Origin of the sequence: Paenibacillus nanchangensis (genome assembly GCF_046543445.1) — a bacterium.
In the GTDB taxonomy this organism is placed as follows: domain Bacteria; phylum Bacillota; class Bacilli; order Paenibacillales; family Paenibacillaceae; genus Paenibacillus_AQ; species Paenibacillus_AQ nanchangensis.
In genome coordinates, this window is sequence record NZ_JBHOFD010000016.1 from 63,059 (window position 1) to 78,745 (window position 15,687).

Below are 15,687 nucleotides of genomic sequence, written 5' to 3' on the forward strand. Positions count from 1 at the left end.
GCATGAAAACAACACTGTTGACTGCGGAAAACGCATACACAAAAAGAAAAAGAGGCGCATGGAAGGAGTTTAAAAATCAGAAATACTTGTATTACATGTCTATCCCGTTTGTGCTTTGGGTTTTTGTTTTCCAGTACCTGCCTTTATGGGGCTGGACGATGGCCTTCCAGAAATACAAACCCGGGGTGAGTTTTTTTGACCAGAAGTGGGTGGGCCTGGAACACTTCCGTACCTTGTTCCAAGACGGCCATTTCTATCAGGTGCTGCGGAACACGCTGGCCATGAGCTTTATGGGACTCATTGCCGGTTTTATTGTGCCGGTGGTGTTTGCCCTGCTGCTCAATGAGGTCCGCGTTCACACCCTAAAAAGGTTTGTCCAGACCGTATCGTATCTTCCGCATTTTGTGTCCTGGGTAGTGGCAGCAGGCATTGTGACCAAAATGCTCTCAACCGATGGCGGTGTGGTAAATGATATTCTGCTCGGCTTGCATATTATCGATCAGCCGATTCAGTTTATGGCCCAAGGACATTGGTTCTGGGGAATTGTCACCGGCGCCGATATTTGGAAGGAAACCGGCTGGAATGCCATTATTTATCTGGCCGCCATCTCGGGGATTGGCCCGGAGCTGTACGAAGCGGCAAGAGTGGACGGCGCAAGCCGTTTCCGGCAAATGTGGCATATCACGCTGCCTGGAATCCGGCCAACCATCATCGTCCTTTTGATTATGTCGATCGGGCATCTGCTGGGAACAGGATTTGAAAAGCAGTTTCTGCTGGGGAATCACTTGGTCATCGATTACTCTGAAGTGCTTGATTTGTATGCGCTTAATTATGGCCTGGCCATGGGCAGGTATTCCTTCGGAACGGCGATCAATATTTTTAACTCGGTGATCAGCCTGATCCTCTTGTTTGCCGCCAATGGAATATTTAAGCGTTTTACAAACGAAAGCATTATGTAAGGAGGAGGGGTGACATGGGAATTGCCAACAGCAGCGCTTCAACCAGTCCGCTAAAATTGAAACGCCGGTCCAAATCGCCTCAAGACCGGATTCTTGAAGTGATTGTGTATTTTACCATGATTGTCGTGACCGTATTGACGATTTATCCGTTTTTGAATGTCCTGGCGATCTCCCTTAACGATTCGGTAGATACCGTCCGGGGAGGAATTACCGTCTGGCCCAGAAAATTTACGCTCGACAACTACAGCCTGATTTTTAGTTATGGAAGTCTGATTACCGGATTTAAGATTTCCGTATTACGGACGGTGGCTGGTACTGTATTAGGCTTGATCAGCGGTTCGATGCTGGCTTACACGCTTGCGCGCAGCGATTTTCAGGCACGGAGATTCATTTCCGTTTTTCTTGCCGTCACGATGTATGTCTCCGGCGGTTTGATCCCGGGTTTTATCCTGATGAGGGATTTACAGCTGATTGATACTTTTGCCGTATACATTTTGCCGGGTCTTGTAAGCGCATTTAACGTTTTCGTTATTCGTTCTTTTATCGACGGACTGCCGTATGCGCTGCAGGAATCAGCCAAGCTGGATGGAGCCAATGACTTTACGATATACTGGCGTGTTATTTTGCCTCTTTGCAAGCCGGCATTGGCAACCGTAGCACTGTTCCTGGCGGTGGGACAGTGGAACTCCTGGTTCGACACGTACCTGTTTAACGGCTCCAATGAAGCGCTCACTACCCTGCAATATGAATTAATGAAAATACTGCAAAGCACTACAACAACCGGTACCAATTCGCAGGATATGGCCAATATGGCGGAACGCATGTCGCAAATTTCGCCGGAATCCGTAAAGATGGCCATCACGATTGTGGTAACCGTCCCAATCCTGATTGTTTATCCTTTTTTGCAAAAGTATTTTGTTAAAGGGATGACGCTTGGCGCGGTAAAGAGCTAAGAGTTATGAGCTGATAGCTGAGAGCCAAGAGTTCAGAGTTCAGAGTTGTAAGCTCAGAGTTTCGAGGTCAGAGTTCAAGCGTTAGAGCATTTGCTCCGGTGTGTCCAGGCTAACAGCCTGTCTCATACAATCTAATATCTATTCCAATAATTCTAGGGGGTTCTCTTAATGAAGCGACAGAAAAAAGGGCTGGTCCTGTCATGCGTGCTGGCACTGACGTTAGCCTCAACGCTTGCCGGATGCGGCGGTAATAACGGCTCTGCGGCAGAAGGGGGCAGCAACGGGGAAGGTTCTTCCGGAGATCTGAAGCCCATCACGTTCACTTATTTTTCGGAAGACAGCAGCACGAACTGGAATAACATGCAGGATGAAGTCGGCAAAATTATTACGGAAAAAACCGGCGTGACCCTGGATGCCGAGTTTGCAGTAGGCGATCCGGTCCAAAAGATTTCGCTTATTGCGGCAACCGGCAAATACCCTGATTTGATTGCTGCAAAGGCGGATGTCGGCAAGCTGGTTGACGCTGGAGCTGTAATCGATTTGACGGAATTGATCGACAAGCACGCGCCAAATATTAAAAAAATGCTGGGAGATAAGCTGGTCCGGACAAAATACAGCCTGGAAGATCAATCGATTTACGCCATTCCAACCTGGTCCGCTGTAGATGAGAAAAAGTTCAAAGCGGACGGAGGTTTTGAACTGCAGCACCGCGTTGTCAAAGAAGCCGGCTATCCGGAAATCCGGACAGTAAAAGATTTTGAAAAAGTCATCCAGGATTACCTTGCCAAACACCCGACGGATGAAAATGGCAATAAAAACATCGGAATCTCTCTCAACGGGGACGACTGGCATATGTACCAGGTCACCAATGCGGGCTTCCAGACCACCGGCGGACCGGATGACGGCGAATTTTATATCGATCAGGAAACCCATCAGGCCACTTATCATTTCCGCCGTCCGGAGGAAAAGGAATACTTCCGCTGGTTAAATCACATGAATGACATCGGGCTGCTCGATCCGGAAAGCTTCGTGCAAAAAACCGACCAATTTAAGGCTAAAGTGGCTTCGGGCCGGGTGCTTGGTTTGGCCGATCCGGAATGGGATTATGGCGACGCGCAAAACGCGCTGAAAGCCGCCGGCAAGTTCGACCAAACCTATGGTCATTATCCGGTCACTATGAGCGAGGAGTATAAGGACACCAGCTTTTGGCCGGCCGGGTTTGACGGCGGATACGGCATCTCGATCTCCAGCAAGTGCAAGGATCCGGTGCGTGCGATTAAGTTCCTTGACTTTTTGGCATCCGAAGAGGGACAGATCCTGAACAACTGGGGAATTGAAGGGAAACATTACACGGTTGAGAACGGCAAACGGGTGATTATCCCGGCTGTACAGGAACGTATGGACAATGACAACGCGGCATTCCAAAAAGAATCCGGTATGGGGCTGTACTGGAACATGATGGTTCATTACGGCGACGGCATTAAAGATTCAACCGGCAACTACTTTACCCGCAGTTATCCGGAGCAGCTGACTGCAAGCTACAGTGAACCGGAGAAGGAAGTGCTGAAAGCTTACGGTGCCGAACACTGGAAGGATCTTTTCCCGGCAGAAGACGAGTTTGAGCCTAGAGCTTACGGTGCAGCTTACACGATGTCGATCCCAAGCGACGATCCTGCCGTGATCCTGGGAGCCAAAATGAAGGATATTACCTGGAAGCGGATACCTGAAGCGGTCATGTCCAAGCCGGCGGAATTTGATAAAATCTGGGATGCCTATATGGCCGAGCTGGAGAAGGCCGGTGTAAAGGAAATGGAAGAGGCGTACACCCAGCATATTCAAAATCGTATCGAGTTGTGGTCCACTAAATAATTAGTCAGGTCTTGCGGGCTCATTTCCAGGTGTAATGAAATGGAAATGAGCCCTCTTGATAGAGTAGACAATAAAACTAGATACAAGCGAGTGAGAGAGAATTCACCATTTTTTGTAAGCGTTTAACAATGGCCGTACTGCAATCAAGATCTGCCAGGAGGGAAGTTGATGCGGTTGAACATGAAAAGAGGTCAATTAAGCTCGCTGTGTCTGGTTCTATTGTTTTCTTTATTCGCACAATTGGGGACAGAGGGTTCGAAAGCTGCCGCTTTTGCAGAACTCATTGACCCAAGTGAAAAAGAAGAGCGGCTGATGGATGGAGGTCCCGCCAGTGTTGTGAAGGTGACTTATGCAGAAGCGGTGTTAAAGGGTTATGGCATTGAGAAACGCGGTCCCGTCTTTGAGGATAAGGACCGGCTCTACGATGGCGAGGGTTATATCTCTTTCTTTTTCGACGAAAAAACTTCCTCATCGGAGGAAGCCGGAAATGCAACCTTTACGGTAAATATTGCCGAGGCCGGATTATACAAGATGAGTCTAGGCTACTATATTCCTGAAGGTTACGGCGGAAAGGCAACCGGCATACAAGTCAATGGGACCGGTACCGGGGAACTCATGCTGGACGCGCCTGCTGCAGGTACTGTACGGGCTGAAAAAATGGTGAGTAAAGTGCTACTGAACGCCGGCACTAATACAATTAAGGTAACCCGGGGTTGGGGGTACTATGGAATCGAGTATATCAAGCTGGAACCAGCGAAAGGGCCGCAGGCCGGAAACCTGCTTGAAGCAGAAGACGGCATGATGAATGGCGGCGTGTCGATAAGCGCCTCCGGGACTGGATACTCCGGTGAAGGTTACGCGGCTTTTCAGCAGTCGGGTTCGCTTGCTTTAACTTACACCACCCCTGCGGCAGGGATGTACGATATTTCTATAGGCTACAGCGCGCCAAACGGGGAGAAAAAAACCAGTATGGTCTTGAACGGGCAAACCTCTGAAATCACCCTTCCGGAGTCCGCAGGTTTTGCTCAGGTCCATGCCGGAAAAACATGGATGCGTCAAGGAGACAACACCATAGAGTTTTTGGCCAACTGGGGCTGGTACAATATTGACTACGTCAAACTGACGGCTGCATCCGTGCCGGAGCAGCGTGATGCGGCAAACACCTTAATTAATCCGGATGCAACACCTGAAGCCCGGGCACTGATGAACTTTTTGGAAAGCCAATACGGCCGCAAAATGATTTCGGGTCAACAAACGCTTGAGGATGTAGAGTGGATTGCCCAGCAGACCGGGAAATATCCGGCGATCTTTGCCACTGACTTGATGGACTACTCCCCCTCCCGGGTCCAGTACGGCGCCACCTCCACTGAAATTGAAAAAATGATCGAGTGGTACAACCGGGGAGGTATGGTGTCGCTGTGCTGGCACTGGAATGCGCCGAAAGGGATTGGAGCAGAAGAGCCGGGTAAGGAATGGTGGAGAGGTTTCTACACGGAGTTTACTACCTTTGATGTAAAATATGCGCTCGACAACCCCGATTCGGAAGACTATCATTTGCTCATCCGGGATATCGATGCAATTGCAGTTCAGTTAAAACGTCTGCAGGATGCGGGTGTTCCGGTGTTATGGCGCCCGCTGCATGAAGCGGAGGGCGGCTGGTTCTGGTGGGGAGCTAAAGGTCCCGAGCCAACGAAGCAGCTATGGAAACTGATGTACGACCGGCTGACCAACCATCACCGCCTGAACAATCTGATCTGGGTATGGAACTCTGAGAAACCGGAGTGGTATCCGGGAAATGAATTCGCCGATATCGCCAGTGTCGATACTTACAATCCAGCAGGCGACTATAATCCTATTATTGCAAAGTATGAAAATCTGGTATCCCTGGTGAATGCGAAGAAGGTAGTTGGCCTGGCGGAAAACGGGCCGATTCCCGATCCGGACATGCTGCAGGCTTATGGGGCCGACTGGAGTTTCTTCACCACCTGGACGGGGAATTTTATCAGGGATGGAATCACCAACTCTGCTGAACATTTGCAGAAAATTTATAAGCATGACTATGTCCTTACGCTTGATGAACTTCCAGCTGACCTGTACACCTCACAAAAGTATGAAGCGGAGAAAGGGGAACTCACGGGTTGGGAGATAAGCAATCAACAGGGGAATTACTCCGGAACGGGTTATGTGACTGGCATGTCAGCCACCGAGAGCAGACTGCGGATTAAAACCAATGTATCGCCTGGTACTTATACACTTATGATTCGTTATAAGTCGGACAATACCCGGATAAACCGCATTTCGATTAATGGCGCTGAAGCGGCTGATTATACATTTGCGAAAGCAGCGGAATGGACGGACACTGTAACCGGAGCCCATAACCTGCAAAAAGGGGAGAATACAATTGATATTCTCGGTGCCGGAGACCACACCGACATTGACTATATCAAGTTAACCCGTCATACGCCGCCTGCCGATCCCGAGACTGGGGCTGGCAGTTCCGGTTCCGGAAGTATAGGGAATACGGGGATGATCAATCGTGTTGGATCACAGCATATGGCGGCGGATCGAACAAAACGGATTGAGGTAGATGGAGTACAACTAATTGATGCCTTGAAAAAACAGCTGGGCCACCCCGCCGAATCGCAGTTGTATGTCATTCAGGCAGCCGGCAGTGATGTTACGGAAGTCAGCTTCCCGGCGTCGGCTCTTGCCCAGGCTGCGGATATCGCTCCCCAAGCAAAAATTGTGATTCAATCGGATATAGGGGAATACCGTCTCCCGGTTACCTTTGCCGATGTGGATGCGATTTCAGATCAATTGGGGACGGAGACTCAAAACATTCATATTTCAGTCCATATGAGAAAGCTCACCAGCGAGAAAGCAGGTAAAATCCATGCACGGTTAAGGGATACGGGCAGCCGGTTGGACAGCGATGTGTACGAATTCAATGTCCTTGCTTCTTCGGTCACCAGCTCCATCCCAATCAACACTTTTGGGGCCAGTTATGTATCCCATACGCTGTCATTTTCTCAAGCAGCCCGCGGCAGCTTAACAGCAGTGTTGGCCGATCCTGTAACGGGAGAGCAGTCGTTTGTTCCCGCTATATTCCATACACAGGACGGCAAAACGGTTGCAACAATTAGGCGGAACGGCAGCGGGATGTATACGATAGGCCAGTTCAACCGGACCTTTGATGATCTTGGCGGTCACTGGGCCAAGGAAGATATCGGGTTGATGGCGAATAAACTGCTTATAGATGGAATCGATGAGAATCATTTTGCCCCAAACCGGTTCATTACGCGGGCTGAATTTACTGCACTGCTGGTAAGGGCGCTCGGTTTCTCCGCTCCATCAAAAGCAGTTCCTTTCTCTGATGTCCCGTCAGCAAAGTGGTATAAGGAGGCGATTGGGGCTGCCAGCGAAGCGGGTTTAATTTCCGGCTATTCGGATGGCACCTTCCGTCCGGACGCTTGGATGACGCGGGAGCAAATGGCGGTTCTAATAGTTCGCGCTGCGGCTATCGCAGGCCAAAAAGCGGATGCGGAACGGAATGTCTTGGGACAATTCCTCGATGCGTCTTCCGTCAGTAATTGGGCTGCGGACAGCGTCAATGGGGCATTAAGCGCAGGAATTGCCCAAAGTGTTACGGATGACCAGTTTGCGCCTCAAAGTTTGGCGGACCGCGCACAAGCTGCCGTTATGGTAAAGCGTTTACTGGTGTGTCTGAACTTTATTAACGTCTAAGTGTAATTTTAAAGAATTGGAGCCGTGGAAATGAACAAACCTATGAATACTGCACCTCATGTTATTCCCTGCAACGCGAATGCCATTAAGGAGGTAAAAAACGTTCTCCGTTATTTGAGCGATCTGTCCGGCAAAGGGATCATCACGGGGCAGCACACTCAAACCACCGTACAAAAAGAACTGCGGTATATCGAAGAGTTAACGGGGAAATTGCCGGCATTATGCGGATTTGAGCTGCTGTCGTATTCCCCTAACATTAACTACAGTGATGCCAGCGAAGAATGCTTGATTGAGGTAGAGGAAAATAAAAACACGCTGGATAACGCATGGGACTGGGCCTTGAACAAACGCGGGCTGGTTACCTTCACTTGGCATTGGTTTTCACCGTTTGGCAGCCGGGATAAAGGGTTTTACACGGAGCACACCACGTTTGACGCTTCCCTTGCGGTAAAGGAAGGAACGGAAGAGAACAGGCAGCTCATCGCGGACATGGACCATATGGCTGAATTGCTTAAACCTTTTTGTGAGCGGCGGATTCCGATTTTATGGCGTCCATTCCATGAATCCGAAGGCGAATGGTTTTGGTGGGGAGCCAAGGGACCCGAGGTGGCCAAGCAGCTGTACCGGATCATGTATGATCGGTATACCCATCATCATGGTTTAAACAACCTGATTTGGGTATGGAACTCGCCGCTGCCCGAAGGGTACGTGGGCGACGATGTCTGTGATGTGATCTCGCTGGATCTCTATCCGCCAAAACACACGCATACGGATCTGGAGACAGAATATCACCAGCTGGTAAAAATTACGCCGGCGAATAAACTGACCGCGCTGGGCGAAATTGGCGTTCTTCCGAGTATCCCCCGTTTGGCGGAGACGCGCATTCCTTGGGTTTGGTATATGACTTGGTCAAATGACTTCGGCGCTACCGAAGAATGGACGACAAAAGAGGAACTCCGTGCTGCTTATGCCCATCCTTATGCGGTGACATTGGATACGCTGCCGCGGCTGTATTAGTACGTCCCTCAGAATAGGGAGACTTGTCAAGAAGGATGGCTTGCAAGCAAAGCAATCATAAAATCGATAAGACGAAATGATAAGAAGGAAGGAAAAAAGGGGACCTGTCAGCCGGCAGGTCTCCTTTTCTAACGGCCCAATCTGCACGCGAATAGCGCAGCTTAACCGCTCCCCCCGCCGATTAAACCAACAGCTGCCGCATGTTGAACTGAATGCCTTCTCCTTAGAAATTCACCTTCAGCTAGCCGATTTAATATGAAGTTATCCCCTCTCCATTCCTGCTTCCCTCAAGCAGCTGCAAAATACTGCAACCCGTTCAAAAAAGTGCAATGTCCTGAATCCGTCCGGGCAAAAATGTCTTATTGCTGGAAGCGGCTAAGGTAAGTATGCTACGGGTGTGATTTTTGGCGGCCTGGCATTTATCAGGTTAAGGAGAAAAAGATTACCGGAGGAAAAATCTGATTTGGGATGATTAACGGAGGAGGCTAAGGAATGAGCGTGCAAATGGAGCATTTAGACCGGGGGCTGGCAGCAGTTTGCACTTCCGAGGGGATATTTATCAGCTGGCGGCTTCTGGGGCAGGAGGTGACCGCCGTTTCAGAACACGGCCTAATTGCTGCGGATTTCCGCTTATATCGCAACGGCCGGCTGATTGCGGAAATCGGTGACAGCACGAATTACCTGGATAAGGAAGGCACAAAGGAATCGGAATATTCGGTCGCCGCTGTAATCAACGGAGAAGAACAGGACCAATGCGCCGGAATCCGGCCGTGGGAAACCCCTTATCTGGAAATCCCGCTTCAAAAGCCGGGGGACGGGGTTACGCCCGCGGGGCAGCCTTATACATACAGCGCCAATGACATGAGTGTGGGCGATGTGGACGGGGATGGAGAATACGAATATATCGTCAAATGGGACCCGTCCAACTCCAAGGATGTTTCCCACACAGGTTATACAGGGAATGTGTATCTGGACTGCTACAAGCAAAACGGCACGCTTTTGTACCGGATCGATTTGGGGATCAATATCCGGGCAGGGGCTCACTACACCCAATTTCTGGTCTATGACTTTGACGGGGACGGCAAGGCGGAGCTCATGTTCAAGACGGCGCCGGGAACCCGGGTGATCCGGTACCGGGACGGTGCTCCCGTCTCCGCAGCCTTCATTACCCTGCTGCCTGAGGATGCGGCGGCCGGTTACAGCCATAATGACGATTACCGCATGAGCAGTGCCGACTATGCGGAGCACGTGGCGGATATGTTCCAGAGCTGGCACAAGCACGAAGAGGTAGCGGCCGGCCGCTGGCCGGCTACGTTGGAGGAGTGCTTCGGCATCGCCCCCCAATATCCCTATCCGCTATCGCGTGTGGATGCGGTACGCTTGGCAGATTATTTCCTTGATGTGTATGCACCCGAAAGAAGCGAACGCAACAAGCTGCGGCAATTTGAGGGCTTTATTTTAAAGGGGCCGGAGTACCTCAGCGTTTTCCGCAGCGAAACGGGAGAAGAGCTGACGACGGTCCGCTACAAGCCGGGGCGTCACGACGACGGGCTGATGTGGGGGGACTATTCCTGGAACCGCATCGAACCGGGGAACCGGGTGGACCGCTTCCTCGCAGGGGTAGCCTATCTGGACGGCTGCAAGCCTTATGCGTTGTTTGCCCGCGGGTATTACACTCGGGCCGCCATGGCTGCTTACAGCTGGGACGGACAGGAATTGAAGGAGATATGGTACACCGACAGCGGTTGGGTGACCATGAATAATCCGTTTCGGGATACCTTACACCTGCAGGACGGCCGTAATCCGGAATTCGGCAGCTTGGCCAAGCAGGGCGCCCATGCCCTGTCCACTGCGGATGTGGACGGGGACGGCTGCCAGGAAATTATTTATGGGTCCGCCACGATTGACCAGGATGGCAGCCTTCTTTATAGCTCTGGAGGAATTTTGCCTGAAGGGAGCGCGGCTCCAGGGGAGTATGCCAAGTTGGGTCATGGGGATGCTCTGCATGTGGCAGTTGTGGATCCCGGCCGGAAAGGTCTTCAGATTTATATGGTTCATGAGGAGGGGATTCATGCGCCTTATGGATATACTTTGCGGGATGCTGCTACGGGTGAGGTGCTGTACGGTGCTTTTGCCAAAGAGGATGTGGGCCGGGGGATGATCGGGAAAGTGGAGCCGGAAGTGCCGGGACTGCAAACCTGGTGCAGTGAAAGCCACCTGGCTCACGAGCCGTCCAGAGGATTGCGCTCGGCCAAGGGCGAGAAGCTGGATGAGCGGGCACCTGGCACCAATATGAGCATCAAGTGGGCGGCAGATATGACCACCCAGTTCATTAGCGGCACCTTTGACGAACCGGTTGCTGTTGAAGACTGGAAGCGTGGACGGCTGCTGACAGCCGAAGGCACACGCTCCAATAACGGCACCAAAGGCAATCCCTGCCTGGTGGCAGATTTGTTTGGAGATTGGCGGGAGGAACTGGTTGTGCGGACAGAGGATAGCACGGCTATCCGCATTTATATGAGCACGGAACTGACGGACCGTAAGCTGTACACCCTGATGCATGATCCCCAGTACCGGACAGGGGTAGCCTGGCAAAACGTGGTGTATAACCAGCCTTGTTACACCAGCTTTTACCTGGGGACGGATATGAACTGGTCCAAGGTTCCGGTGCCGGATCTGTCATCATAATCATAAAAAGTCAATAACTGATGAGGAGAAGTGGATATAGGAGGAGACATCGCCCATAGCGTGGAAGTAAACTGGTAATAAAGCCGGGGGTTGAGGTCAATCCCATCCGTAACAGGTCAATCCCAGCAGTCATCAGTAATTGGTGAATCACTCCTTTGTTGGCGAGGTGGCATATGAAACCAAGTCTGGAACCATTACATCCGGAGCCAACAGACGAATGGGTTGCCGGGGATATGAAGGAGAAGCTTGAGCATGGAGACAAGCATTTCCGGATGAGCGTGCATAAGACGACAATCTCTCCAATAAGCAATTTGGTGTTGTATTCCCATTGGCATGAGGAAGCCGAGTTATTATTTATCGAAAAGGGCAGTGCGCGCTTTTATGTAGGGCAGGAGCAGTTTACGGTAAGAAGCGGCGAAGTTGTGCTGATTCCACCCCATATGCTGCATTCCGCAAGCAGGATCTGCCCGGGTGAAATCGTGTTTTATGCGTTCCTGGTTCACTACAATTTTTTGTCCAGTTTGAGCAATGATCAAATCCAGCAGCAGTATATCACCCCGTTTTTTTCGGGCCGGCGCAATTATCCGTTGCTTGTCACCCAAGAGATGGAGGCCGGGATGCGGCTGATTCCTGTTCTGGAAGAGGTAAGGAAGGTCTATCAGGAAAAAAAACAGGGTTATGAACTGCTAATCAAAGCCAGATTACTGGAGGTTCTGTACAAGCTGGAGAAATGTGCCGCCGAGCAGCCAGCGACATCACACGCTAATCTTTCCCGAAGGAATCACAGCTCCGTATTGGCCAAAAAAGTAATCGCTTACGTGCAGCAAAATTACAGTAAGCCTGTAACGCTAAGCGATATGGCGCAGCAGGTGAATATGAACCCCTCTTATTTTTGCCGGTTCGTCAAAAAACAGTTTGACCTTTCGCCAATGGAATTTCTAAATGAATATCGGATCGCGGAAGCCGTCAACTTGATGGAGACGACCGACAAAAAGATCATCGAAATTGCTTCCCAAACCGGCTTTAGCAATGTGAACCGTTTTACGCAAATTTTCAAAAAGTATTATGGCTGCACGCCAGCCTGCTATCGGCATGCCATTGTGGACCGTTCGCCGGACCGATAAGGGGGATAAACGTTATGTTTCGCGCGGAGAACAACCGGTTAATCAGAGAATTTGACCATGAAAGGGTATGGATCGAGCCGTGGGGAGAGAACTCGCTCCGTGTCAGGGCTTCCTATGCCGACATTACAGATGATGCGTGGGCGCTGCTGCCTGTTCCTGCAGTCACTCCTGAAATCCGCATTGAGGAACAACAAGCAACCATTACAAACGGGAAAATCAAAGCGGAAATTTTGAGCAGCGGACAAATTTTATTTTATAATCAACACGGAAAATTGCTGTTAAATGAAACAAAAGACACGTATCAGTTAAAGTATGGGGGCCGGGAACTTAAGGCCATTCCGGGCGGCAGCGATTTTGCCGTTAAACTGCGTCTGGAATCCAGCCGTTCCGAAAAGTTGTTTGGCATGGGCCAATACCAGCAGCCTTTCCTGAATGTAAAAGGATGCACATTGGAGCTGACTCACCGCAACAGTCAAATTAGCATTCCGTTTGTTCTCTCCAGCGAGGGATACGGCTTTCTTTGGCATAACCCGGCAATTGGCCAGGCCCATTTCAGCTTGAATGTAACCGAATGGACGGCACCTTCCGCAAAGCAGCTGGATTATTGGATCACGGCAGGAGATACACCGGCGGAAATCGAGGAGTCGTATGCGGCCGTGACGGGGAAAGTACCGATGATGCCGGATTACGGGATGGGATTTTGGCAGTGCAAGCTCCGTTACCGCACGCAGGAAGAGCTGCTGGAGGTTGCGCGGGAATATAAACGGCGGCAGCTTCCGATTGATGTTATAGTGATCGATTTTTTCCATTGGACCAATCAAGGGGACTGGAAATTTGACCCTGAATATTGGCCGGATCCCGAAGCGATGGTGCGCGAACTCAAGGAAATGGGCATTGAATTGATGGTTTCGGTATGGCCGACCGTGCAGACGGAAAGCGAAAATTATCAGCAGATGCTGGAAAAAGGTTACTTGCTGCGTTCCGACCGGGGCGTCCGTACGCAGTTCCGTTTTCTTGGAGAAAATGCGATTTTTGACGCCACAAATCCGGAAGCACGCCAATTCCTGTGGAACCTCATCAGACAGAATTATTATGACAAGGGAATCCGGGTGTTTTGGCTGGATGAAGCCGAACCCGAATTGAGCGTTTATGATCATGACATCTACCGGTACCATATTGGGTCCAGCCAGCAGGTCGGCAACATTTATCCGATGAAGTACAGCCAGACTTTCTTTGATGGAATGACCGCTGCAGGCCAACATCAAATTATGAATCTGGTCCGGACCGCTTGGGCGGGCAGCCAGCGATACGGCGCTGTTGTCTGGTCCGGTGACATTCATTCCAGTTTCGAGGTATTGGGCATACAGGTAAAAGCCGGCTTAAACATGGCCATAGCGGGCATTCCTTGGTGGACTACGGATATCGGAGGGTTCCACGGCGGCAACCCGCAGGACCCCTCCTTCCAGGAATGCATCATCCGCTGGTTCCAGTACGGCGCATTTTGTCCGGTGTTCAGGCTTCACGGCGACCGGCAGCCATATGCCGCTCCGATCGGAACGAAAGGCGGCGGCGTCTGCGGCAGCGGGGCGGATAACGAAGTATGGAGTTATGGGGCGCAGGCTTACGCCATTTTTACGGAATTTTTGCACATGCGCGAACGCTTGAAGCCGTACATCTCGGGATTGATGCAGGAAGCGCATGAAAAAGGGACCCCGCCGATGCGGCCGCTTTTCTACGATTTCCCGCAGGATGAAGCCGCCTGGAATGTAGAAGATGAGTATATGTTCGGGCCCGATTTGCTGGTCGCTCCCGTTGTCATTGAAGGAGTAAGATCACGGCCGGTGTACTTGCCCGCGGGGGCGGTATGGGTGAATGCTTACACTGGCGATAAATGTCCAGGCGGCCAAACAATCGTGGTTCAGGCGCCGCTGGAGCAGATTCCCTTGTTTCTGAAAAATGGAGCCGATTTGCCGATTATTCCGGCTAGATAAGCTGGAATGCGGCTTGCAGGCGATAAACTGTTCATTCAGTGAACGCATACCCCGATTGTACGTTAACGGACAACCTTCAGCGGTTGTCCGTTTTCTTTTCCATAAACCGGTGCCGTTCCCGATAAAACTTGGGGGTGACTCCGGTTACCTTTTTAAATACTTTGGTGAAGTAGCTTTGATCGTTAAAGTTCAGCAGCGTACAAATTTCGGAGATCGGCGTTTTGCTGTAGGCGAGCAGCTTTTTGGCCTCCGCGATCCGGGTCTGCTGAATATAATCGCTGACGGTAATCCCGACCTCTTTCTTGAACAGCACAGACAAATATTTGGGGCTGAGCTCAACCGCGGCCGCGAGCTCCTCATGTCCAATATTGCTGTAAATGTGTTTGTATATATAGTTTTTGCAGGAGGCGATGGTGCGGGAGTATTTTTCATTTTTGGCCTGCCGCACTTTATCCGCGTAGGTATACAGCACCTCCTTCGCTAAGTCCCGAACCTCGTCCAGGGTTGTTGTCTCTTCCAGCTGCTGAATAAAACGGTCATGCAGGCTAAACGCAATTTCCTCATGCAATCCCCCTTCGATTGCAGCCCGCGAAACCAAGGCGATCAGCGTGATAATATGGTTTTTGTTCGACCGGAAGTAGCTGGATTTCGACAGCACGCTGGCGACCTCTTCTTCTTTTAGAACGGGCAAATGCTTTAGTTCATCGACCCGGCCTTCTTTAATAATCTCCAGCATTTTTTTCTCAAACAACCGTTCATGAAAAGTGTGGGTCTGCAGGTGTTGCGACACCATCAGTTCCGTTTTTTCCAGCTTGGCGGCATCCAGCACCTTGCCGTTTTTCTCCCGCACGGCAGCCGGGTCCAAAAGGATCTGATTAAACAGCTGAAACACAATGATGCCGATATATATCAGCCGTTCATGTTCAATAACGGGAAGCGATTTGTAGTACCGGTGAACCTGGTCACGATAAAAAAAGCCGCGCGCATCATGGATAATTCCGTTCACCACTTCATCGGATACCGGGTGGGAGAGGGCAGGGCCAATCAATACGGTGCCTGCAAAGGTTTGATCCCGGAATATACTGACTAAAATGTATTTTTCGGAGAACACGGATTTTGTAATCAAGGGGAAGGCATACGACCGGGTGGAATACAAATTGAGCTGGGTGAATAAGTGATGATTCTGGTTGGCATAAAGCGGGTTTAATCCATGCTGGCTGGAGGCTTCATAGATGATCTTCCCCCCGGTATCAATCAGAAACACGTGCAGATCAAAGCTGTGACAGACCAGGTCACAATATGGCTGGTATTGATCCATGTAAGAGTCCATGCGCCCTTCTCC

At 50.7% G+C, this 15,687-nt stretch carries 9 protein-coding genes; 8 read left to right on the forward strand and 1 reads right to left on the reverse strand.

All coding sequences use genetic code 11. The features are described 5' to 3' along the window. The first annotated feature begins 2 nt into the window (after positions 1 to 2). The 8 genes from ACE6ED_RS14535 (at position 3) to ACE6ED_RS14570 (ending at position 14,345) form a co-directional block, all read left to right on the forward strand. Positions 3 to 959, forward strand: coding sequence for an ABC transporter permease (locus tag ACE6ED_RS14535; protein WP_410827903.1), 957 nt, complete (start codon positions 3 to 5; stop codon positions 957 to 959). A gap of 14 nt (positions 960 to 973) precedes the next feature. Then, entirely contained in the window at positions 974 to 1,912 is a 939-nt protein-coding gene (locus ACE6ED_RS14540) for a carbohydrate ABC transporter permease (RefSeq protein WP_410827904.1), read from the forward strand. A gap of 168 nt (positions 1,913 to 2,080) precedes the next feature. Next, positions 2,081 to 3,781 carry an ABC transporter substrate-binding protein gene (locus ACE6ED_RS14545; RefSeq protein WP_410827905.1) on the forward strand — a complete coding sequence of 567 codons (1,701 nt, stop codon included), beginning with the start codon at positions 2,081 to 2,083 and terminating at the stop codon, positions 3,779 to 3,781. 168 nt (positions 3,782 to 3,949) lie between these two features. Further along, positions 3,950 to 7,525: a glycosyl hydrolase gene (locus ACE6ED_RS14550; protein WP_410827906.1), complete on the forward strand. Its 3,576-nt coding sequence runs from the start codon at positions 3,950 to 3,952 to the stop codon at positions 7,523 to 7,525. 30 nt (positions 7,526 to 7,555) lie between these two features. Further along, positions 7,556 to 8,542: a glycosyl hydrolase gene (locus ACE6ED_RS14555; RefSeq protein ID WP_410827907.1), complete on the forward strand. Its 987-nt coding sequence runs from the start codon at positions 7,556 to 7,558 to the stop codon at positions 8,540 to 8,542. Between the two features lie 492 nt (positions 8,543 to 9,034). Then, the gene (locus tag ACE6ED_RS14560; RefSeq protein ID WP_410827908.1) at positions 9,035 to 11,230 is read left to right on the forward strand and encodes a rhamnogalacturonan lyase; all 2,196 of its coding nucleotides are present in this window, start codon (positions 9,035 to 9,037) and stop codon (positions 11,228 to 11,230) included. A 173-nt stretch (positions 11,231 to 11,403) separates the two neighbouring features. Beyond that, positions 11,404 to 12,354: an AraC family transcriptional regulator gene (locus ACE6ED_RS14565; RefSeq protein ID WP_410827909.1), complete on the forward strand. Its 951-nt coding sequence runs from the start codon at positions 11,404 to 11,406 to the stop codon at positions 12,352 to 12,354. Positions 12,355 to 12,368: 14 nt separating this feature from the next. Beyond that, the gene (locus ACE6ED_RS14570) at positions 12,369 to 14,345 is read left to right on the forward strand and encodes a glycoside hydrolase family 31 protein (protein ID WP_410827910.1); all 1,977 of its coding nucleotides are present in this window, start codon (positions 12,369 to 12,371) and stop codon (positions 14,343 to 14,345) included. A 76-nt stretch (positions 14,346 to 14,421) separates the two neighbouring features. On the opposite strand, the gene ACE6ED_RS14575 is transcribed toward ACE6ED_RS14570, so the two are convergent. Next, the gene (locus tag ACE6ED_RS14575) at positions 14,422 to 15,675 is read right to left on the reverse strand and encodes a helix-turn-helix domain-containing protein (protein ID WP_410827911.1); all 1,254 of its coding nucleotides are present in this window, start codon (positions 15,673 to 15,675) and stop codon (positions 14,422 to 14,424) included. Positions 15,676 to 15,687 lie beyond the last annotated feature (12 nt).